Origin of the sequence: Mucilaginibacter straminoryzae (genome assembly GCF_022953055.1) — a bacterium.
In the GTDB taxonomy this organism is placed as follows: Bacteria; Bacteroidota; Bacteroidia; order Sphingobacteriales; family Sphingobacteriaceae; genus Mucilaginibacter; species Mucilaginibacter straminoryzae.
On sequence record NZ_JALJEJ010000004.1, the window covers coordinates 487,183 to 509,136 of the forward strand.

Genomic DNA, 21,954 nt, shown 5'->3' on the forward strand with positions numbered 1-21,954 from the left:
TACAAATCTCCTATACCTACAACCCGCCGCTCTGATCGCCCGTAAACTATATTTGCAGGTACCTGTTCAAAAATGATGGCTAAAACTTTACGCTTAATTCTTGGCGATCAGCTAAACCTGCAGCATAGGTGGTTTGCCAGGGCAGACAAAGACGTTTATTATACCCTGCTTGAAGTAAAGCAAGAGCAGGAATACGTGCATCAACACGTTCAGAAGATAATGGCCTTTTTTGCTGCCATGCGCAACTTTGCCCATCAACTGGAAAAGGCCGGGCACCAGGTGATCTACATTAAACTGGACGACGACCATAATACGCACGATTTCGAAAAGAACATCAAACGGCTGATTAAAGAATATCACTTCGAACGTTTCGAATACCAGTTACCAGACGAATACCGCCTGGATGAACAGTTGCGCAACCTTTGCCTGGATTTAAAAATTGAAGCCGCCGCTGCAGATACCGAGCACTTTTATACTTCGCGCGATGATCTGAAAAACTTTTTCGGCGACCGTAAAAGTTACCTGATGGAAAGCTTCTACCGCAACATGCGGGTAAAGTACGGCATCATGATGAATGATAAGGACCCGATAGGCGACCGCTGGAATTTCGATGCGGAGAACCGCAAGAAATACGATGGTAAAGTTCCGCTGCCGCGACCTTTGGTTCACAAACATAACCTAAGCGAACTGAAACAAATGATTGATCAGATGGGCGTTAGTTACTTTGGCAGGGTAGGTGAAAAACATTTCGAATGGCCGCTATCGCGCAAAGAGGCGCTGGAATCGCTCCGGTATTTCTGTAAAAACCTGCTACCGCATTTTGGCACCTATGAAGATGCCATGCTGCAAAACCATGCCAGCCTTTTTCATTCGCGCCTTTCCTTTGCGCTGAACACCAAAATGATCTCGCCGCGCGAAGTGGTAAGCGCCGTACTGGCCGCCTGGGATCAAGACCGCGAGCACATCAGTATTGCCCAGGTTGAAGGCTACGTAAGGCAGGTGATCGGCTGGCGCGAATTTATGCGCGGCGTGTACTGGGCACAGATGCCCGGCTACGCAGAGCTGAATTATTTCAACCATAAAACCAAGCTCCCCGGGTGGTACTGGACAGGCGAAACCAAAATGAACTGCCTCAATAAGTGCATTAACCAATCGCTCGACCTGGCCTGGGCGCACCACATCCAACGACTGATGGTAATCGGCAACTTTTCTATGCTAATGGGTGCCCACCCCGACGAAGTGGATGCCTGGTACCTGGGTGTTTACATTGATGCCATTCAGTGGGTGGAAATTACCAATACCCGCGGCATGAGCCAATTTGCCGACGGGGGGATCGTTGGCTCGAAGCCGTATGCTTCGTCTGCTGCATACATTAACCGCATGAGCGATTACTGCAAGCACTGCCACTACGACTACAAGAAAAAATACGGCGAAGGCGCCTGTCCGTTCAATAGTTTGTACTGGAATTTTCTGGATGCACACCGCGATAAGTTTGGCAAGAACCCACGCATGGGCATGGTTTACAAAAATTTAAACAACATGAACCCAGAAGAATTACAGCGGATTTTGGAACAGGCCGAAGATTACCTGGGCAGGCTGGAAGAGCTTTAACGCGACGGATGATATAGTCGTTATCTGTTAACCGGGTGTAAAATCTGTTGCAGGTATATGAAAAATCCATAAAAATTTGCAAATTTTACCAATCGGGAAACTGGCCGGGTTTTAGAATGAGCGGTAGAACTATACTTGTTTGGTTTAGAAATGACTTACGTGTACACGATAATGAAATATTATTGGAAGCTACACGCAAGGCCGACAAGGTATTGCCCGTCTATATCTTCGATCCGTATTACTTCAAATTAACCCCAAACGGCACACAGAAAACTGGCAATACAAGGGCTAAATTCTTGATCGAATCTGTTGCCAATCTCCGTGCAGATCTTCGCGCTATCGGCGGCGAGCTACTGGTTAGAACCGGCGACCCTGCCGAGCTGATCCCTCAACTGGCAACCGAACATAATGTTAACGAGGTTTACCATCATCGCGAAGTAGCTTCAGAAGAAACTAATATTTCCGAACAGGTGGAAACGGCTTTATGGAAGATCAAACTTAACCTGAAGCACTTCATCGGCCACACGCTTTACAATAAAGAAGACTTACCGTTCCCCATCAGAGATATCCCGGACAGCTTTGCAGTTTTTAAAAAGAAGGTAGAACGCGACAGCGAAGTTCGTCCCTGCTTCCCGACACCTGAACAAATCTCTCTACCGGAAAATATCATTGCAGGTGAAATCCCTTCGCTGGAAGAACTGGGCTTGCCTGAACCACTAACGGACGAGCGCGCTTCCTATACCTTTATCGGCGGCGAAACAGCAGGGTTAGCACAATTACATCACTATTTCGAACAGAAAGATATTACAGGTAAAAACGGCCGCAGCACCACAGGTTATGCCTCTAAGATATCGCCCTGGCTGGCAGTAGGCTGCCTTTCACCCAGGCAAGTGTACTGGGAGGTTTTCAACCACGTTTCGAACACCAACCAAAACAACCATCCGCTGGTATTAGAGTTGCTTTGGCGCGATTATTTCCGCTTTATGTTTAAGAAACACGGCGGAAAATTCTATAAACCAGAAGGCTTTAAAAAAGAGGCCCCGGAAGTTGCCGCTGATCAAGACGTTGCTTTTGAAAATTGGAAGAATGCACATACCGGCGTCCCTTTTATTGATGCCAGCATGACCGAGTTGAATACAACCGGCTTTATCAGTAACTACAGCAGGCAATCGCTGGCTGCTTACCTGATTAGAGAATTAAAGGTAGACTGGACGCGTGGCGCCGCTTACTTTGAAGAAAAACTGCTGGATTATTCACCATCCAGCAACTGGGGCAACTGGGCCTTTGTGGCCGGTGTAGGCAGCGACCCTAAAGAGAACCGCTACTTCGACCTGTCTAAACTGAACTACGATCAGGCCATCCATTCGGCCTATATCGAAAACTGGCTTTCAGATATTCAGCATTCGGCATAAAAACTTCGGGGGCAGAAGTAACCTTTTTAAATTAAAGTTGTCTAACTTTATAATCAGGCGGACGTACCGTCTATAAACCTCAACAAAATGAACGCTTTCGAGGAATTCACCGTCATTATCGGCCTTCTGGCTGTACTGTTCGAAGGCATCGACTATCTGAAATCTTTCTTCAAAAAGATCTTTCATTAATTTTTTATTGCCGCAAAAAGGCTAAACCTTTGCCTAAAACCGTTGTCTTAACAACCGTTAATGGTATTTTATTTGCATTTGCGGAAACATAAACAACGGCAACGTGCGTTAACTGTTAAAATTTATCCCTTTATGAAAAAAGCAATCTACGTCCTTTTTACTATCGCAGCTTTCACATTTATTAATGCTTCAAAGGCAAAAGCGCAGGATTACAAACTGGCAGCAGGCCTTAAATTCGGTCCGTTTGAGATCGGCCCTTCTATCAAATATTTTCTGATGCCGGACCAGGCTATTGAAGGTATTGTCGGCTTTCGCAAAGGTGGCGCTGTAGTAACAGGGTTGTATACTTTTCACGTACCACTTTTTGATGTGGATAAACTGAAGTTCTACTATGGTGCAGGCGCCCACATCGGCGGAATAGAGGCCGGTACCTACGACAATAAAATTTATTACGACCGTCGCCTTAAATTAGGTTTAGACGGTGTCATCGGTGCAGAATATCTTATTCCCCAAAGCCCGATTGTGATCGGTGTCGACCTGGATCCGCGGATTGAAGTGGCAACAGGCTCTGTTTTCAGCATTGCCCCTGCATTGAATTTACGCTACACCTTTTAACCTTACCGGACGATAATCATCCGTTTGGCATACACTTTATCTCCAAGGGTTAATTTCAGCACATAGCTGCCCGGAGGAAGTGCACTGGTATTAACCACCTTACTATATGGACCGGCACTTGCAGTGCCGGTTTCTTTATATAAGGTCTGCCCGGCAGGGTTAATAAATGCCATGGTAACTGTAGCCTGCTCTTTAGCTGTAAATATCACGGTTAGATCATTCTTGGCAGGCACGGGGAAGATCGTCAACCCGATATCGGTGCTGTTATCCGGGTGAAGGGCCGTAAGTGCAAATGAAAAATTATCAGAAAGCACCAAACAGGAAGTACTCTGCGCCACCCCAACCTGGTAGTTACCGCTTTGTTTTGGCGAAAGCGTCTGCCCGGTTTCGCCGGTAATAGGCGCGCCGTTATAATACCACTGGTTGCCGCTGGTAGCGCTCGAGGTTAATACATTACCATTTCTGGTGATGGTAGGCTTACTGATAGTAACCGCCTGCCTTGTAGCTGAAGCGCAGCCATAGCTTACTACCTGCAGATCATAAAAGTAATAATAGTAACTGGTTGAATTGGGCGAGGCCGTATTATCGGTAATTTTAAAAATATTCCCGATGCTGAATGGATAGCCCGTTACCCCAGCATTACTGCGGTAAATGGTTGCATTATCATCAAAGCTAATATCAATGGTGTAATTACCCGCATGCGGCAATACCAGGTTCAGGTCGAACACTTTTCCCTGGTCGGCTGCATCATCCGCCGCAGCGCCCGCTACAGCGGTAGATCGTGTTAGTGTGGCATTGATGGTAACAGCCGAAACAATCTGCCCGGTAGAATCCGACGCGCTGAAAGTGATCTTACCCGCATTACCAATATATAATTTAGCGCTTTGCAATACCACGGGGATAGCGGTATAAACCTTCACAGAAGGCGTAAACTGGTTATAGCCCCCGCCGGTAAAAGCCGTCTTTGCACTTGGCCCTACCTTCCCCGAAAAATCATTTATACCCGCATAATAGGTATTATTAACCGGCGCAGTGGTTGTAGATGCAGGCGAACCAACAGCTACCGGCAATTTATCACCCTGGTTCTGGTACCACAACAACTGGCCGCCGTTGCCATTGCCGGATAACTGGTAACTTTGGGTATCGCTGCAATAATAGGCCGTCAGGTTAGTGGCGGCAGGCAATGCACCTACAACGAGCGTAGAACTGGCCTGGTTATTCGTGGTAACTAAATCCCCGGCAACATTTGCTATTGCCGTAATGGTATAACTACCACCCGGAGCAGTGATAACGGTATTTGTAAGCGTATAATCAGCCTGCGCACCTGCGGCAATATTACCTGTAAAGGTTTCATTAAAGGTAGTCACATTGTTGGCGGCATCTGTCACTGTTAAGGTCAAAGGCACACTGGTCAGCGCCGAAGTACCATAGTTACGGATGGAAACTGTCAGGCTGGTTTTCCCGGCGCAGGCGCCCGCAGCAGTACTACCGTTCACCGCTGTAATGCCAGCGTCTATGGCAGGTTGCACAAACAACACCCGGTAATCCTGCGTTTCGCCTTTAGCATAAGTTCCGCAGGGTAAAATTGTAGTAGCATCATTCGTCTCGCTAAGTACGACTCTTAGTAACGTATAATTACCGATAGTAACCCCTGCCGGTACGGTAATGTTGGCATTGTAACTACCTGTAGCCGCAATCGCTCCACTGGTGGCTATCAACTCCCCGGCGTCATCAAAATCGCCGTCGCCATTCCAATCTGCAAATACCTTAGCTATTTTGTCAAAGTTATTGCCGCATGTGCCCAGTGTCAGGCTTAGCGGGTAGCTTTTCCCTGGCTCTAACTGGATGGTCTGCGATGTATAATCTGAATAGGTAGTGCAGCCAGGCCCGGGGGTGTTATTGATATTAGAAAGGGTAAAATTATTAATGCGCGAATCAGCCGAAGACAACGGTGCCGATGCGCAATAGGCATTTCCCCCCGCCCCCGTAACAATCAATGAATAATCCTGACTGGCAGACAGCGTTTTCTTATGGGTAACGGTAATGGTGTAAGTTTTACCCGGAACTGCCCCTTCAATGTATACCTGCTCGATATTATCACGAATATTGTCGCCATTGGTCGCGGCTAAACCGGGTTTATCCGGGTTAAGTACCCATGGCATCAGCGTGTTTGTACCATCGCTCACGCGGATGTCCAGGTCGTTCACCAGCTTAGGGTTACGATCGTTAATAACACCATCTGCAGAGGGTGTACCCTGCGGGTCTGTCCAGCAGATGGTTGAAATTAACGGCCCATTACCCGAAGCAACCACTTTAAATGTTTGTGTCTGGCCCTGCGCCAGCGTATTTTCCTTAATCAGACTTTTAGTTCCGTTATCAGTTATCGCCTGGGTGGCTTTCTGCATATCAAGTAATCCCCATCCGTAAATATAATCCGGCCCAATGTTACCTGCGTCAAACGCTGTTGCACAAGCCAGCCCTTTTAACGTGGCCGACTTCATGAAGGCGCCGCTATTCAGTTTGCTGTAATACTCTTGTAGCAGGTACAAAGAACCGGTAACATTCGGCGCAGCCATTGAAGTTCCCGAAAGGGTGATGTAACTGGTGGTACTGGTGCTGCCTGTTGAGAGTACATTCACACCCATGCCGCAAATATCCGGTTTGATACGCCCGTCATCCGTCGGCCCCCAACTGCTAAAAAAAGCAATAGAAATATCGCTTCGCCGGGACGGGCCGAATGGCAGCGGATTTACCGCACCAACCGTTAGAATGTTCTTTGCATTGGCGTAATCGCTGATAATATCATATCCATTATTGCTGCTAATATTTGCCGGGCGCGCGCCTTTGTCTACAAAGGTTTGGTCGGTGCGGCTTTTGTATCCCCAATAGTCCTGCCCTACCTCTGGTCCGCTGTAAGCCCGGCTATTGCCAGACGACTCCACGATGAGGTAATACGGCGCGGTGTAAGCGATCTTATCCCACGCCTGCGCCTGCTGGTCATAAAACCCGAAGTTATAATCTACGGTATCACCCGGCAGGCCATACCACTGCCAGCGGCTATTGGTATCGTCATAGTCCCATCCGGCAATTTCGCCGTAAGAGTGGTTCGAAAGCAATAATCCGGATGCGGCAGTGGTCATCTCCGTTACATCATTATTGAAATCGTAAGAAAGCAGGGTATTCGCGCCGGGCGCCATGCCTTTAGCCGGGGCATAAACGCCTTTTGCAATCATGGTACCGGCCACGTGCGTACTATGCGGATCGGCCGCCACATTGTTTTTCAGCGTAACGGTTTTGCCTGCAAATTCCTGGTGATTAGCCAAAACAGCGCCGCCATCCCATATAGCCAGCTTATTATTTAAGGTAGTTGATGAACCTGAAAGATTAAGGTTCAGGCTTCCGCCGGGCTGCACTAGATTGGTGCGCGTGGTGGCAGCAGCAGTGGTATTGTTATCCGTACGGATAAACATCGGGAAACCCAGACTGTTAATCCGGTGAAGGGCTACAACGCCACCGTCCTTTCGTTTACGCTTTAACTGCCAGTTGTGCCGTTTAGCGAGTGAACTGAATTGAGATTTATCGGCCTGGTATAATTTATCGTATTGTTTTGAAAGACTTTGCAGTTCAGCTTTTCTTGCTTCACTAACCAAAGGCTTTTGAGCAGATGCAGTATTAAATAAAAAAATCAAGGTTAAAATACCCGCAAAACTTTTTACACAACTTTTTGTGCTCATATAAATATGCTTCAATACTGCCGTCTGTTAGTTAAAATGAAAGATTATACGATATTCAGGAATATATTGTTAAAGGTATAAATTGTATTAAAATTAAGTTGATGAAAATACTTCGCCTGCTATATTTTTTCGCTGCTACAGGTTTAGTTATAGTGGCTTGCTCCGCAACAAGAACGTCGCAGCAGCAACAAGGGGTAGAAGGTTTTATCTATATACAGCGCGGCAACCAAATGCCGGCAAAAAATAAGCCCGCAAGCAAAGGAAAAGCCTACCCTACCACCATATACATCTATCAACCGGCTACGGCAGCAACAACAACGGGAAATATGCCCGTTTTTAAGCAGGTGCATACCAAACTGGTGGCAACTGTTAAAACCGATAGCAGCGGACATTTTAAAGTTGCACTGCCTACCGGGCAGTATTCCGCTTTTTTAGGTTATCAGGATAGGTACTTTGCCGGTGAAACTGATGGCGAGGGAATACTCAACCCCTTAAAAATTAACGCGGGAAGTACTACGCATCAAAACTTTACCATAAGGGTAAATGCGGTTTATTAGATTTTAAAAACAAATGGCCCGGACAAATGCCCAGGCCATCAAAATTTTCAATCAGGCTAATTACATGGTAATAGGCAACTGTTTAAATATGCCGTCGATCACCTTCGGCAGATCATTCAGTGCCTTTTCCGGATTTTTAAGCTCGCCCACGCCGAAACCACGCCATACAATCTTGTTGCTCTTACGGTCAATCAGGTCAATAATGATGGTTCCTTCCTTGTAGTTTTCAGGCACCGCATAAGTTGGTCCCCATGCATAGCCGCCATAAGGCCAACCCCAGCCCCAACCCCATCGGCCGCCCCAATAAGGGCGATAGAAACCACCACCCCAGTAATAAGAGTAAGGGCTGTAGTATTCCATTCGGGTGCCGCGGCCTACTGCCGAAGAATAATGTACCAGCAGGTCTGGTTCCTCATTGTCCAGTTTCAGTCCTTTACTTTGCAGGGTTAAAATAGTAGCCTCTTTTATACGCTCTGCGGCTAAAGAGTTGTTGTAGTACATGTTACCCGCGTACTGCTTGCCTCTATAGTCAGGCTTGGGGTTACTTTGCTTTTCGTCCTTCACCCAGGCAAACGTGCGGTACTTGGTTGTACTGATGGTGCTTGCACCGGCTTTGTAATAATTATAGCTTGAACATGCTGACAGGAGCATAACGCCCACTACGATCAGCGAATAAAACACCCTTTTCATAAGTTTATTTGTATGTACTTTTAGACTGAATACATCACAAAGGTTTAACATGTAAATGAAAATTTAGTGAGTTTTTTTAAGATAAATATTTACCAACCAGCGGCATACGTCTGCCCATGCCAAATGCCTTCGGTGATACCCTTAAAATAGGCGGCGTCTGGTAACGTTTGTGTTCAGAAGTATTTACCAGGCGCAGCACCCGGCGAACCAGTTGCTCATCATAACCCATCTGGATAATTTCTTTGGAAGAGCAGCGATGTTCGATATACTCTGCCAGGATCTTATCCAGAATATCGTAATCCGGCAGCGAATCGCTGTCTTTCTGATCCGGCCTTAACTCGGCAGAAGGCGGCTTCACGATAGTATTGATCGGAATGATCTCGCGCTCGCGGTTCAGGTATTTTGCCAGTTGGAAAACCTGCGTTTTAAACACGTCGCCCAGTACAGAAATACCACCGCACATGTCGCCATAAAGCGTACCATAACCTACAGCGGCTTCGCTTTTGTTAGAGGTATTAAGCAGGATGTATCCAAACTTGTTGCTCATAGCCATTAACAACACGGCACGTGTACGCGCCTGGATATTCTCTTCAGCAATGTTAAATGGCAATCCTTTGAACTGCGGTTCCAGCGCTTTTTCAAAGGCATCCGTGATATCTTTAATTGGAATGGTTTGCGAAAGGCAGCCGAGGTTAGCTACGAGGTCTTCGGCATCTTTCAGCGAATGATCAGTCGAGAATTTCGAAGGCAGCAGCACCGCCATTACATTTTGCGGCCCTAACGCTTCTGCAGCTAACGCACATACCACTGCCGAATCTATACCGCCTGATAAACCTAATATCGCTTTGCTGAAACCAGATTTGCTGAAGTAATCACGGATACCCAAAAGCAGCCCCAGGTGGATCTGCTCAATATCGCTTTGGCGTTCGGCCTTCAGCGTGATTGGCTGTTGGGCGACGATGGTATCATCTTCCTTCAGCTCATAGTAAGCGATCGTCTCTTCAAAATAAGGTAGCTCGTCTATCAGTTCTCCCTTCTTGTCAAACACCAGCGAACCGCCATCGAAGATCAGTTCAGTATGTGCGCCGATGGTGTTCACATAAAATAATGGAAGCTGATACCGGGTTGCATTATCTTTTAATATCGCAATACGTTCTTCATCGTGGTTATACGCAAATGGCGAAGCTGCAATGTTGATCATCACATCCGGATTTTGCTCTATCAGCTTATCCATCGGGCGTGTCACATATAACGGATTTTCAATATCATTCCAAAGATCTTCACAAATGGTTAAAGCAATGCGATGCCCTTTATAATCGATACAATGAAACTCGGTCTCAGGTTCGAAATAGCGATACTCATCAAATACATCATAGTTCGGCAAAAGCGCTTTGTTAACTACCGACTGCACCTTACCGTCTGCAATAAAATAGGCGGAGTTGTTCAGGTCTTTGCCCTCTGGTTTGTGGTTATAGGTGGGTATACCAACTACACAAGCAATATCTATGCAAACTGCTGCTATTTTTTGTGCTGATTGCTCGCAAAGGTCTATAAACTCTTTAAACTCCAGGAAATCCCTGGAAGGATAGCCGGGAATACACAACTCGCTGAATACGATCAGATCAGTTCCCTTACCTTTTGCTTCGGTAATAGCCTTGATGATCTTTTCTGTATTAGCATCGAAGTTGCCGATATGATAATTAAGCTGCGCCAGTGCGATCTTCATAGAAGTGGTTTGATGTAAAACGTTGCCTTATAAATGCAACTCAAAAGCATTAATTTTGTTCAAAGGATAATGATGACACCTACCCTGAGCAAATCAACGCAAATTTACCTAATTTTCATAGGTTTAATAATCTTAACGGCCTGTAATCGTAAAGGAAAAGTAGATGTAAGCAACATTCCGGTAACCGTAACAGTCGAGCGTTTCGACCATGATTTCGACCGTATGCGGACAGGTAACATGCCGGTGCTTGCTATTGAATTACAAAAGAAATACGGCGTGTTTTACCAGGATTTCATCGAAAGGATATTACCGGCAGGCAGCACGCGAGATACCGCTTACTTTGCTACGCTACGTAAGGTATTCGGCAATAAAGCCTACCTTGATCTAAAACACGAGGTAGACTCGGTTTACCCTAACCTGGATAAGCAAAACGAGGAATTGACAGATGCTTTCCGGCGTATCGAATATTACTTCCACAAAAAGCAACTACCAAAGGTTTACGCCTACTTTTCAGGGTTTCAAACCCAGACGGCTATAGGGAATGGTTACGTAGGTATTGGGCTCGATCTGTTCCTCGGAGCAAAATCAAAGTTTTATCCGGCGCTGATCGAAAGCTTTCCGCGCTATATATCGCACCACTTTACCCCGCAGAATATCACCCCGCGCGTGGTAGAGGCCATGCTCCGCGAAGACATGTATCCCGAACGCGATGCCGATAAAAGCCTGCTGCAAAAAATGATCTATAATGGTAAGATTATGTACGCCATGGACCTGCTATTGCCTGATGTTCCGGACAGTGTAAAGATCCGCTACACAGAGCCGCAGATGAAGTGGTGCAAAACCTTTAAATCGCAGATTTGGGGTTACTTTCTTGAAGAAAACTTACTGTACGAAACCGACTATCAGAAAATACAGCAGTACTTAACCGACGCACCTTTTACGCCTGGACTGGGCGAGAAAAACGAATCTGCACCAAAATTGGGGGTTTGGACCGGATGGCAGATCGTCCGTCAATACATGGAGAAACACCCGGATGTAACCCTGCCACAGTTATTGGGCATGACGGATGCGCAGAAGATACTGAACGATTCTAAATACCACCCGAAGCAGGGGGAAGAGTGATCGAATTTCGGATTTCGAATTTACAATTTCGAATATTTAAAGCTTGTGGTTAGTGAGATAACCCAACGAAAAGCGTACAAAATATTTTCTTCCACCTCACGCTAAGCGCTTGGCCCTAAACGCTAAACCCATTAAACACAAAAGCCACAGCTTACGCTATGGCCTTGTTATATAAAAAGTTGAAGGCAAATTATTGCAGCATCTTAAATACTGACTTGTACAGGGCAATGATAATGGCAATCACCAGGATCACGTTTGCGGCCCAAGACCAATAAGGCTCATCACCGGCAAAACGCAGATATACACCAACCAAGCCTAAGAATATAGCTACAGCTAAAAAAATGTAATGCTTTTCTGAATTTGCCTCTTGTATTGAACTCATTTCTTTTAAAAATTAAATTTCGTGACAAAAATAAAAATGTTTACCGAAACTAATAGCACAATTTCATTTTAAATATTCGCCGTGTTAAGTGTAGCTGTTCGTTTTCTTTTCCGGTAGTAAGCGATACCGAAGTATAGCGCAAAAGCGCAGACGATCAGCAGCCATAAATTAGCAATAGCTAGCACAACGGATTGAAAGATCATAAAACCGTTACTAAACGCAACTTTAAGGCGTGTAAAAAATGGCGATGTATAGTTAGCAGGATCGTCATTCGCGATGATTTCCTTATTAATATGATTGCTTTGGTAAAAGCTTAAATCTACAATACTATACTTTACAGCTTCGTCGATTTTCATATTGGTGATCTGCTGATCGATCATATCATCTTTCAAATTCACTACTGCACCAGGGTCTCTAATCACGATTCGCCCTTTCTTTTGCTGGCTAATGATCTGATTACGGCTATTCAACTTCATCTGGGCAGCCAAGTAATCCAACGATTTATCATCAATATCCATTTTTCGTTCGGCGACGTATAACCCCATCTTACTCACTTCATCCATAAACTGGTTTAGTTTTACTGAAGGAACTTTAACCTCCAATTCCGCGACCGTCCGGATAGCAGAGACACGCATCACCGAATCGTTGCTTACACGCGTATCTCTGGTGTTCTCTATACTTGAACTTACATGATGATGCATCACCATCCCCTGGTACAAGGTGGTAAGCGCGGTTAACTGCATACTGGTTTGCTCCACATTTCTCACCTTAAAGTTAATTGACGCGGTCTTGACCAGTTTAGGTTCGGTAGCGGACGATGCTGCGCTGTCCGCAGAACTGGCGAGATGATCGTTGTCATTATTGATTGGTTCGTACTTTCCTTTACAAGCGCCCAGCAGCAATAGGCTTGCTGCAATGGCTAATAATTGTCTGGTTTTCATAATGATCAGGATTAATGGTTTTAGTATTAATCCGCCTGAAAGGAAAGAAGTAACCTATTGTGATGAGAATGTTACTTACGTTGGGCACCCGCTACAAGTGGGTGACGGCTTTGGAAAGAGAGTTGGCATTGCCGCGTCCAGATAGACAACGGGATACTCGACTAAATAATAAATAATCTATTTTGTCATGCAGAGCGCAGCGAAGCATCTGCACGTCAATTATCAATTCGGGGTATCACTGCTTTTTGAAGTAATCATTTAGTATTTAAAATTAAAGTTAACAGATTCTTCGCTACGCTCTGAATGACAACAAAGTCGTTGGCATATTTACAGAAAAAGCCGCTTTATTACTAAAGCGGCTTTCAATATTTTCGAATCCTCCCAACGGGGTGGGATTTATTTATCCGTTGGACAGGGCAGCAGCACCGCTCACAATCTCGGTAAGCTCGGTGGTAATTGCAGCCTGGCGTGCCTGGTTGTAAGACAGTTTCAGGTTACGTAATAACTCGCCTGCGTTATCTGTTGCTTTATCCATAGCCGTCATACGTGCACCATGTTCAGAAGCATGTGAATCCAGAACGGCACGGTATAGCTGAATTTTGATATTCTTAGGAATCAGCTGCTCTACAATGGCTTCCTGCGAAGGCTCCAGAATATAATCCACCTGCGAAGCAGCTTTTACCTGCTCTTTAGTTTCAGTTTTAGGAACCGGAAGCAATTGTTCGGTGGTCAGGATCTGAACAGCGGCATTACGGAAGTGGTTATATACTAACTCTACGCGGTCATAATCACCATTCACGAAACCTTGCATAATGCTTTCGGTAACCTTAGAAACAGTCGTAAAGTTCAGATCGCTATAAACCTCGTTATTATTCCCGATTACGTTAAAGCGGCGTTTCTCGTAATACTCCTGCGCTTTTTTACCAATAGCTACAATAGAAACATTACCGGCACGGTGCTGCGCAGCATACTTTTCTGAAATTAACAGGTTAGTAGCTTTTATAGCATTGGCATTAAATGCACCCGCTAAGCCCCGGTTAGAGGTAACCACCACGATTAGTACACGTACGGGCTCGCGTTCCTGCAAGTACGGAGATGAACCCTCCTCAAGGCTTGCAGAAAGGTTAGCCAGCATTTCCTTCAGCTTGGTAGCATACGGGCGCAGCTGTACAATAGCATTGGTTGCACGCTTCAACTTAGCAGCAGAAACCATTTTCATGGCTTTTGTGATCTGCTGTGTAGAGTTTACAGATGCAATACGATTTCTTACTTCCTTTAAATTCGCCATTTATCTTTTAGTTTCCAGTGATGAGTTACGAGTATCGAGTTTATTTACCCGCAACTCGCAACTCAAAACACGCAACTGATTAATATTTTCCTGCCAGTTCCTTAGCTACAGTTTCCAGTACTTTGGTAATATCGTCATCAAATTTACCTGCTTTTAGGGCAGCTAAAACTTCAGGATGACGAAGTTCCAGTTGGCTGGTGTACTCTGCTTCGAACTCTTTAATTTTATTTACAGGTACGTTACGCATCAGGTTCTTAGTACCTGCGTAGATGATCGCTACTTGCTTCTCTACAGTTACCGGTGAATACTGACCTTGTTTCAGGATCTCAACGTTACGTGCACCTTTATCAATTACGCTGCGGGTAGCAGGGTCAAGGTCGCCACCGAATTTAGAGAAAGCCTCTAACTCGCGGTATTGCGCCTGATCCAGCTTTAAGGTACCGGCAACTTTCTTCATTGATTTGATCTGCGCGCTACCACCTACACGTGATACAGAGATACCAACGTTGATCGCCGGACGGATACCCGCGTTAAACAGGTTCGATTCCAGGAAGATCTGACCGTCTGTAATCGAGATTACGTTGGTAGGGATATAAGCAGAAACGTCACCAGCCTGAGTTTCGATGATCGGAAGTGCAGTTAATGAACCACCACCTTTTACAATCGGACGGATTGATTCAGGAAGATCGTTCATTTGTCTTGCGATATCGTCATTCGCGTTAACCTTAGCAGCACGCTCTAACAAACGGCTGTGCAGATAGAATACGTCACCAGGGTAAGCTTCGCGGCCCGGTGGACGACGAAGTAACAATGACACTTCGCGGTAAGCAACAGCTTGTTTAGATAAATCATCATAAACAATCAGTGCAGGGCGACCGGTATCGCGGAAGTACTCACCAATAGCAGCACCTGCAAATGGTGCGAAGAACTGCATTGGAGCAGGGTCTGATGCGTTTGCCGCAACAACGATAGAATAAGGCATAGCACCTTTTTCTTCCAGTGTGCGAACGATGTTAGCTACGGTAGAAGCTTTCTGACCGCAGGCAACATATATACAGATAACCGATTTACCGGCTTCGTGGAATTCTTTTTGATTGATAATAGTATCGATACAAACCGCAGTTTTACCAACCTGACGGTCGCCGATCACCAGCTCGCGCTGGCCACGGCCGATTGGGATCATCGCGTCGATCGCTTTGATACCGGTTTGTAATGGCTCATTTACCGGCTGACGGTAGATTACACCCGGAGCTTTACGCTCGATTGGCATTTCGTAAGTAGTACCGGCAATAGGGCCTTTACCATCAATAGGCTCGCCCAAAGTGTTTACCACACGGCCAAGCATACCATCACCTACTTTAATAGAGGCAATTTTCTTGGTACGTTTAATCGTATCACCTTCCTTAACTTCATCGTAAGGGCCTAACAATACCACACCAACGTTGTCTTCTTCAAGGTTCAGTACGATACCTTGCAGACCGTTTTCAAACTCAACCAGCTCGCCTGATTGTACCTGAGTTAATCCGTAAACGCGTGCAATACCGTCGCCTACCTGCAGCACGGTACCCACTTCTTCTAATTCAGTTTCAGACTTGAAGCCGGCTAACTGCTGGCGCAGAATCGCTGATACTTCGTCTGGTCTAACTTCTGCCATTTGATTTATTTTTTAGCGTTTGCTTATACTTTAATTATTAAACTGCCTATGCGGCAAAATCTTTTTTCAACTTCTTTAAGCTGCCGGAAACACTGGTATCGACCTGTTTATCGCCAACGGTTAAAATAAACCCGCCGATCAGCGCCGGATCTACCTTTTCGTTCAGGATAACTTCGCCCCCGCTTACTCTTTTCACCTCTGCCATAACAGCTGCGCGGTTTGCTTCAGAAAGCGGCGACGCAGATACTACAGTGGCATTGGTAATGTTCTTTTTAACATCGTACTGGTTCACAAACTCCAATGCTGTAGGATACAAAATCTCAGCACGGCTTTTGTTCACCATGATCTTAAAGAACGCAATAGTTGCCTGGGTTACCTTACCACCAAAGATAGCTTCCAGTATTTTCACCTTCTTATCATGAGCGATAATCGGGTTACGTAATACGGCCTGCAGCTCTGGATTTGCTCTAAGTGTTTGTACGAAAAAAGCCATATCAGCCTTCACACCTTCCAGGTTATTTTGCTCCTGGGCAAGGTCGATCAGTGATTTAGCGTACCTGACAGCAACTGTTGTTTCAGACATATCTTCTTTTAAAATTCGAATTTCGAATGTTCAATTTCGAATATTTCAAGCGGGACTTGATTTCGAAATCCCAAATCCGACATTCGAAATCGGTATTATCCTATTTTAACTTCTTTCAGCAGGTCGGCAACAAGTGCGTCCTGTTGTGTTTTATTTTCTAATTGCTTTTGCAGCACTTTCTCTGCAATCTCGATTGAAAGGCTAGCAACCTGCTCTTTTACGCTTGCCAGTGCAATTGCTTTCTGGTTGTTGATCTCGATGCTTGCTTTCTCGATCATACGGGCGCCTTCTGCTTGTGCAGCTTCTTTAGCCTCGTTAATGATCTGGTCTTTCATCTGGCGTGCCTCTTTCAAGATCAGGTCGCGCTCTGCACGTGCCTGTTTCAGCAACTGCTCATTCTCATTAGTTAAACGAGCCATTTCTTCTTTAGCTGCTTCTGCTTTCAGCAAAGCATCTTCGATAGAACGCTCGCGCTCGGTAATGGCAGCCATAATTGGTTTCCAGGCAAATTTACCAAGCAGAACCAGCAAAATGACAAAGGCAACCAGCGCCCAAACCACAAAGCCTAAATGATCATTTAATAAGTTTTCGAATAACTCTCCCATTATCTTATAAAATCTTTAAATAACTTTTAATAAAGCAAAGCCTGCCGCCAACCGCTGCAAGCTCTGCTTTTAGCGGCAATTACTTGCCTAACAATGCTACTACCACACCGAAAAGAGCAACACCTTCTACAAGCGCTGCAGCGATGATCATGGCAGTTTGAATTTTTGAAGAAGCTTCAGGCTGACGAGCAATACCTTCCATGGCTTTGCCACCTACCTGACCGATACCGATACCTGCACCGATAACCGCTAAACCTGCACCTAATGCAGCAATACTTCCAGTCATGTTTGTAATTTTTAAAAGTTAAATATAGTGTATAATTATTTGCAAATTAATGATGGTGTTCTTCTACCGCTGTACCGATAAACAAAGCGGTAAGCATAGTAAAGATAAACGCCTGCAGAAACGCCACCAGCAACTCCAACACATCCATAAATAATACGAAGGCAACAGATACCGGCGCAATCAGCAGTGATTTAAATATGAATATTAAAGATATTAAGCTTAATACGATGATGTGGCCTGCAGAGATGTTCGCATACAAACGAATCATCAACGCGAACGGACGAGAGATAATACCAATCAACTCCACAGGGATCATGATAGGGTATAACCACAGCGGCACGTCTGGTAAAAAGATGTGTTTCCAGTAGTATTTGTTCGCGCTGAAGTTTACCACCAACAAAACGATAGTTGCCAGCACAAAAGTGAACAGGATGTTACCGGTTACGTTAGCACCTCCCGGGAAGATCGGGATCAGGCCCAACAGGTTGTTGATCCAGATAAAGAAGAAGATGGTTAACAGCACGGGCATATACTTGCTGTACTTGTAACCAATATTCGGGCGGGCAATTTCGTCACGAACGAAAAGGATCACCGGTTCTATTAAAGATTGGAAACCTTTAGGCGCTTTACCTGTACGTTTCTTGTAGGTAGAAGCTACACTGAGGAAGATGATCAGCAGCAGCAACCCAGCAATCCACATTGCGATTACGTTTTTGGTAATAGAGAAGTCGTAGATCTTTTTCGAAGTCTCTTTATCTACTTCTCCATTGGCACCCACCACGCGGATCTTGTCATCCACCAGTTTGTAAGTATAATACTTACCCTGGTACGGTTTCGCACCGTGCTCGAATGCGGCACCCGAGAAGTTCTCGATACCCTTATCGGTGTAAAGGATTACCGGTAGCGGGAAAGACACTTCGCCGCCTACATGCCAGTAATGAGAGTCAGCAATGTGCTCCAGAATGGCAGTGGTTGGATTAAAAGCCTCTTCTTTGGCATTTTTTTCTTCTACACCCGCTTTCTCGCTTTGTATAGCGAAACTTTTACAAGCAAATACTGATAGAAAAACGCTTAAAATAACGCTGAAAGCAAGTTTTTTTGAGTTCAAAATGTGGCTAAAATCCATCTATTAAAAGATTTTTACTTTTTATTTTGGACGCGCAAGTTACTCAATAGTGTATATATTTCAAAGGCTGTAAAGCATAAATACAGATAAAAAAAATTGAGTATGAAAAGCGGGCCGTTCAGGGGCATTTTTTTAATATAAACAAGGGCAAAAGTCATGCATGCTAAAAGCTTAATGGTAGTAGCACCCATAAACACCTGCACGCCTAATTTAGCGTCTTTTTGTTGACCGATGATTACGCTTATGCAAACAATAAAAGTGATCCCGAAGAAGAATAGAAATATCGGCCAGAACCCGGCGATCAATAAGTCGGGGCGGTAAAAGGCAGCAATGGCAGGCAAAGCGGCGATAAGGAGGCTGGCGATGAAAAGTGTTAGTAAAAACCGGGTCAATCTTTTAATGATTTGATGACAAGGTACAAAGATATAAAAACACCGGTAAGCGAAAGCATCGCTGTTACCCAGGCCGTGTCATGCTTCTGGTACTGGTCTATCTTATAACCAATAAACGTCATTACCCCTATAATGGCAAACATCTGGAAAGCGATGCCACTATATTTAATATAATTGTTGACGGGTTTGTTATCGGTTCCGTTATCTTTTTTGGGTTCGGCCATGCACAAAAATATTCATCCTGTTGTTTAGTATTTAGTAAATTAGCAAGTCTTTTATAAACATCGCATTGGCTTTGAGGCGTACTTCCACCACTTTACAAAATCAGATACAAGTATTACTGCTCATGATCGGCTTGTTAACAGCCTGCTCGCTCGAGAACAAAAGCTTTGTGAACAGGCAGTTACAGAACCTTACCGCCCATTACAACATCATCTTCAATGCGAATGATCTGTTAAGACAGAAGGAAGAGATCTACGCAGCCGGCTTTATAGATAACTATAACAGTATGCTACGCGTATACCAGGATACCACAGCCAGGGGCGCACAGACCATCGATAAAGAGTTAGACGGCATCATCAGCCGTGCTAATACCATTATCAACATCAAAGAACAAAGCCATTATATCGGCGACGCTTATCTTCTGCTTGCGCGCGCGAGTTATTTATACGGCAGCTATTTCAACGCTAATGAATATTGCAATTATGTGGTGCATAGTTTCCCGAAAAACGCGCAACTGGTTCAGCACGCAAGAGCGCTTCAGGTACGCACATTGTTAAACCTGAACAAGCGCGATGAAGCAAAAGTTGTTTCAGACACCGCCCTGATCATCCTGCAACAGACCAAAAAGAAAAAGAACGAAGTGGAGGTGTATGCCGCGCGGTTACAATATGATCTGGATGTAGCCAATTATGACGAAGCCGAACAGATGGCAAAAGAGGTGATCCGCACCGCGGATAACGCCCAGCTGCGCCGCAGGGTAACCTTTATTTTAGCCCAGGTTCAGGAACAAAATCATAAGCCAAGGGAAGCAATTACCAATTATAATAAAATAGCGGGCAGTAATGCCGCGTTCGAGATGGCGTTTAACGCACAGCTGAACCGTATCCGCATCGAGGAAGACCAGAGCGGAAAGCATCTGAGCCGGATAGACCGACTGAAGAGTTTACTGCGCAACCAGAACAACCTGGACTTTACCGACCAGATCTATTACCAGATCGGTGAATTGTACATGGCTGAAAATAAAATTAACGAAGCCATTAAAAACTATCGCCTGTCAACTAAGTACAGCACCAAAAACCAAAATCAGAAAGGTCTTTCCTACCTTCGCCTGGCAGATATCAGCTTTAAAAATAAGGGTGATTATATCGAAGCGAAGAAATGGTACGATAGTACGCTAACTGTTTTACTGCCTAATTACCCCGGTTACCGAACCATACAGCTAAAGGCAAATAATCTGCAAACCTTAGCACAGCAACTAAAGATTATCAGCCACGAGGATACCCTGCAGCAACTGGCCAAGATGAACGAGGCCGACCGCAAAGTAAGGATCAATGAAATGGTAGACCAACTGGTAACTGCGCAGCAATATAATCCTGCCACAACTGCACCAACGGCTTTCACCAACGCTAACACCCCTACTACCTCATTGACTACAGCCGCCATTGCAGGTTCTGCTACCTTTTACTTTTATAATACCAATGCCGTTAGCCAGGGTTTTGCAGATTTTAAGCGCCGCTGGGGTAACCGGCTTTTGGAAGACAACTGGCGTAGAAGCAACCGTGCAAACAGTAATATCACTACTAATACCCAAAACACCAGTCAGCAAACCGGGCCTGGTGTGCTGCCGCAGACCCAGCAGAAATCTACCGACGAAGTGTTGGCTAATAATTACCGGCAGGAGATCACCAGCGCTGTACCGATAACGCCACAAGCGCTTGCCGAATCGAACATACGCGTATTCAATGCTTATTACACGATTGCGAATTTTTATCGCGATGTACTGCAAGACTCGCCTGAGGCTATACGGACTTACGAATTATTGCTCAGCAAATTCCCTGACAACACGGAAACACCGGCTGTATACTACAACCTGTACCGTTTGTATAGCGAGAAAAGTCAGGCTAAGTCCGACGAGTACCGCGACCTGCTATTGAAGAAATACCCAGAAAGTGTTTTCGCCAGGGTAATCAGAGATCCCGAATATGGACGCCACCTGAACGATTTGGATGCAGAGTTTAATGCGTTTTACAACCAGTTATATGAGCTGTATGTGAAGAAACAATATAAAGATGTGGTGACCCGGGCAGATCAATTGCTGCTTCAGTACGCAGATCACAAGTTTGCAGCGCAAATTGCTTACCTGAAGGCATTAGCGGCAGGCCACCAGGAAAAATTGCAACCTTTCCTGGCCGATCTGCAAGCTATCCTGATTAAATATCCAAATGATCAGTTAATCGCACCGCTGGTTTCGCAACATATCGATTTTATCAACGCCAACCAGGCAGAACTTGCAGCCCGACCCACCGCCCTGGTGGAGAATGATAATTTCCTGTCGCCGTTCTTACCAACTCCGGTAACACAACAAGCAGTGGTGGTACAACAAAAACCACAAGTAGCTAAGCCTAACCAAACTGCGCCTGCTGCTACAGCGCCTGTTAAAACTGCGTCCGCTCTTTTCTCCATGCGTGACAGTTCACGTTATTACTTTGTGGTGAATGTAGCAACAGGAACAACAAATCTGTCGTCTTCGCGTTTTGGTATCGGTCAATTCAACCGCGCTAACTTTGCACCCGAAGCGGGCATCAAGCATCAACTGACCAATGCCGGGCCGGATAATCAACTGATCTACGTAGGTATGTTTCATAGCCTGTCTATGGTAAAAGACTATGCGCGTGCCATTATCCCGCTTATGCCGCAGATAATGAAGGTACCGGCAGACAAATACAGCTTTTTTATCATCACTCAGGAAAATCTGGATAAATTAGCCGACAAAAAAATGCTCGATCTTTATATCGACTTTTATCAAAAAAACTATTGAT

The 21,954-nt window shown here is 45.2% G+C and carries 18 protein-coding genes; 6 read left to right on the plus strand and 12 right to left on the minus strand.

Going from position 1 to position 21,954, the window contains the following annotated elements; genetic code table 11:
- Window positions 1-72: 72 nt before the first annotated feature.
- The 3 genes from MUY27_RS11705 (at window position 73) to MUY27_RS11715 (ending at window position 3,827) form a co-directional block, all read left to right on the plus strand.
- Window positions 73-1,611: a cryptochrome/photolyase family protein gene (locus MUY27_RS11705; RefSeq protein WP_245130209.1), complete on the plus strand. Its 1,539-nt coding sequence runs from the start codon at window positions 73-75 to the stop codon at window positions 1,609-1,611.
- Window positions 1,612-1,727: 116 nt separating this feature from the next.
- Window positions 1,728-3,023, plus strand: coding sequence for a DASH family cryptochrome (locus MUY27_RS11710; RefSeq protein WP_245130210.1), 1,296 nt, complete (start codon window positions 1,728-1,730; stop codon window positions 3,021-3,023).
- A 321-nt stretch (window positions 3,024-3,344) separates the two neighbouring features.
- Window positions 3,345-3,827 carry a hypothetical protein gene (locus MUY27_RS11715; RefSeq protein WP_245130211.1) on the plus strand — a complete coding sequence of 161 codons (483 nt, stop codon included), beginning with the start codon at window positions 3,345-3,347 and terminating at the stop codon, window positions 3,825-3,827.
- A 2-nt stretch (window positions 3,828-3,829) separates the two neighbouring features.
- On the opposite strand, the gene MUY27_RS11720 is transcribed toward MUY27_RS11715, so the two are convergent.
- A complete protein-coding gene (locus tag MUY27_RS11720) occupies window positions 3,830-7,516 on the minus strand; it encodes a S8 family serine peptidase (RefSeq protein ID WP_245130212.1) in 3,687 nt (1,228 codons plus the stop codon).
- A 146-nt stretch (window positions 7,517-7,662) separates the two neighbouring features.
- Here MUY27_RS11720 and MUY27_RS11725 point away from each other — a divergent pair, with 146 nt between their 5' ends.
- Window positions 7,663-8,118, plus strand: a complete 456-nt coding sequence (locus MUY27_RS11725; protein ID WP_245130213.1) for a hypothetical protein — start codon at window positions 7,663-7,665, stop codon at window positions 8,116-8,118.
- A 60-nt stretch (window positions 8,119-8,178) separates the two neighbouring features.
- On the opposite strand, the gene MUY27_RS11730 is transcribed toward MUY27_RS11725, so the two are convergent.
- Complete coding sequence (locus MUY27_RS11730; protein ID WP_245130214.1) at window positions 8,179-8,808, minus strand: DUF4136 domain-containing protein; 630 nt, start codon at window positions 8,806-8,808, stop codon at window positions 8,179-8,181.
- Between the two features lie 76 nt (window positions 8,809-8,884).
- Window positions 8,885-10,534, minus strand: a complete 1,650-nt coding sequence (locus tag MUY27_RS11735; protein ID WP_245130215.1) for an NAD+ synthase — start codon at window positions 10,532-10,534, stop codon at window positions 8,885-8,887.
- Window positions 10,535-10,606: 72 nt separating this feature from the next.
- Here MUY27_RS11735 and gldB point away from each other — a divergent pair, with 72 nt between their 5' ends.
- Window positions 10,607-11,656, plus strand: a complete 1,050-nt coding sequence (gene gldB / locus MUY27_RS11740; protein WP_245130246.1) for a gliding motility lipoprotein GldB — start codon at window positions 10,607-10,609, stop codon at window positions 11,654-11,656.
- Window positions 11,657-11,846: 190 nt separating this feature from the next.
- Here the strand turns inward: gldB and MUY27_RS11745 are convergent, their stop codons facing one another.
- From MUY27_RS11745 to MUY27_RS11785, 9 genes are all read right to left on the minus strand, one after another.
- Window positions 11,847-12,038 (minus strand): hypothetical protein, encoded by a 192-nt coding sequence (locus MUY27_RS11745; protein ID WP_245130216.1) that lies wholly within the window; start codon window positions 12,036-12,038, stop codon window positions 11,847-11,849.
- Between the two features lie 68 nt (window positions 12,039-12,106).
- On the minus strand, window positions 12,107-12,979 hold the full coding sequence (locus MUY27_RS11750) for a DUF4349 domain-containing protein (protein ID WP_245130217.1): 873 nt from the start codon (window positions 12,977-12,979) through the stop codon (window positions 12,107-12,109).
- 400 nt (window positions 12,980-13,379) lie between these two features.
- A complete protein-coding gene (atpG, locus tag MUY27_RS11755) occupies window positions 13,380-14,267 on the minus strand; it encodes an ATP synthase F1 subunit gamma (RefSeq protein WP_245130218.1) in 888 nt (295 codons plus the stop codon).
- A gap of 79 nt (window positions 14,268-14,346) precedes the next feature.
- On the minus strand, window positions 14,347-15,921 hold the full coding sequence (gene atpA, locus MUY27_RS11760; RefSeq protein ID WP_245130219.1) for a F0F1 ATP synthase subunit alpha: 1,575 nt from the start codon (window positions 15,919-15,921) through the stop codon (window positions 14,347-14,349).
- Window positions 15,922-15,967: 46 nt separating this feature from the next.
- Window positions 15,968-16,504, minus strand: a complete 537-nt coding sequence (gene atpH, locus MUY27_RS11765) for an ATP synthase F1 subunit delta (protein WP_245130220.1) — start codon at window positions 16,502-16,504, stop codon at window positions 15,968-15,970.
- 95 nt (window positions 16,505-16,599) lie between these two features.
- The gene (atpF, locus tag MUY27_RS11770; protein WP_245130221.1) at window positions 16,600-17,109 is read right to left on the minus strand and encodes a F0F1 ATP synthase subunit B; all 510 of its coding nucleotides are present in this window, start codon (window positions 17,107-17,109) and stop codon (window positions 16,600-16,602) included.
- 79 nt (window positions 17,110-17,188) lie between these two features.
- On the minus strand, window positions 17,189-17,395 hold the full coding sequence (atpE, locus tag MUY27_RS11775; protein ID WP_245130222.1) for an ATP synthase F0 subunit C: 207 nt from the start codon (window positions 17,393-17,395) through the stop codon (window positions 17,189-17,191).
- Between the two features lie 46 nt (window positions 17,396-17,441).
- The gene (gene atpB / locus MUY27_RS11780) at window positions 17,442-18,521 is read right to left on the minus strand and encodes a F0F1 ATP synthase subunit A (RefSeq protein WP_245130223.1); all 1,080 of its coding nucleotides are present in this window, start codon (window positions 18,519-18,521) and stop codon (window positions 17,442-17,444) included.
- A 388-nt stretch (window positions 18,522-18,909) separates the two neighbouring features.
- Window positions 18,910-19,137: an AtpZ/AtpI family protein gene (locus tag MUY27_RS11785; RefSeq protein ID WP_245130224.1), complete on the minus strand. Its 228-nt coding sequence runs from the start codon at window positions 19,135-19,137 to the stop codon at window positions 18,910-18,912.
- A 122-nt stretch (window positions 19,138-19,259) separates the two neighbouring features.
- On the opposite strand from MUY27_RS11785, the gene porW reads away from it, so the two are divergent.
- A complete protein-coding gene (gene porW / locus MUY27_RS11790) occupies window positions 19,260-21,953 on the plus strand; it encodes a type IX secretion system periplasmic lipoprotein PorW/SprE (RefSeq protein ID WP_245130225.1) in 2,694 nt (897 codons plus the stop codon).
- Window position 21,954 lies beyond the last annotated feature (1 nt).

Coding starts and splice junctions, on each gene's coding strand:
- MUY27_RS11705 (WP_245130209.1), top strand. CDS start 73: ATGATGGCTAAAACTTTACGCTTAATTCTTGGCGATCAGCTAAACCTG.
- MUY27_RS11710 (WP_245130210.1), top strand. CDS start 1,728: ATGAGCGGTAGAACTATACTTGTTTGGTTTAGAAATGACTTACGTGTA.
- MUY27_RS11715 (WP_245130211.1), top strand. CDS start 3,345: ATGAAAAAAGCAATCTACGTCCTTTTTACTATCGCAGCTTTCACATTT.
- MUY27_RS11725 (WP_245130213.1), top strand. CDS start 7,663: ATGAAAATACTTCGCCTGCTATATTTTTTCGCTGCTACAGGTTTAGTT.
- MUY27_RS11730 (WP_245130214.1), bottom strand. CDS start 8,808: ATGAAAAGGGTGTTTTATTCGCTGATCGTAGTGGGCGTTATGCTCCTG.
- MUY27_RS11735 (WP_245130215.1), bottom strand. CDS start 10,534: ATGAAGATCGCACTGGCGCAGCTTAATTATCATATCGGCAACTTCGAT.
- gldB (WP_245130246.1), top strand. CDS start 10,607: ATGACACCTACCCTGAGCAAATCAACGCAAATTTACCTAATTTTCATA.
- MUY27_RS11745 (WP_245130216.1), bottom strand. CDS start 12,038: ATGAGTTCAATACAAGAGGCAAATTCAGAAAAGCATTACATTTTTTTA.
- MUY27_RS11750 (WP_245130217.1), bottom strand. CDS start 12,979: ATGAAAACCAGACAATTATTAGCCATTGCAGCAAGCCTATTGCTGCTG.
- atpG (WP_245130218.1), bottom strand. CDS start 14,267: ATGGCGAATTTAAAGGAAGTAAGAAATCGTATTGCATCTGTAAACTCT.
- atpA (WP_245130219.1), bottom strand. CDS start 15,921: ATGGCAGAAGTTAGACCAGACGAAGTATCAGCGATTCTGCGCCAGCAG.
- atpH (WP_245130220.1), bottom strand. CDS start 16,504: ATGTCTGAAACAACAGTTGCTGTCAGGTACGCTAAATCACTGATCGAC.
- atpF (WP_245130221.1), bottom strand. CDS start 17,109: ATGGGAGAGTTATTCGAAAACTTATTAAATGATCATTTAGGCTTTGTG.
- atpE (WP_245130222.1), bottom strand. CDS start 17,395: ATGACTGGAAGTATTGCTGCATTAGGTGCAGGTTTAGCGGTTATCGGT.
- atpB (WP_245130223.1), bottom strand. CDS start 18,521: ATGGATTTTAGCCACATTTTGAACTCAAAAAAACTTGCTTTCAGCGTT.
- MUY27_RS11785 (WP_245130224.1), bottom strand. CDS start 19,137: ATGGCCGAACCCAAAAAAGATAACGGAACCGATAACAAACCCGTCAAC.
- porW (WP_245130225.1), top strand. CDS start 19,260: ATGATCGGCTTGTTAACAGCCTGCTCGCTCGAGAACAAAAGCTTTGTG.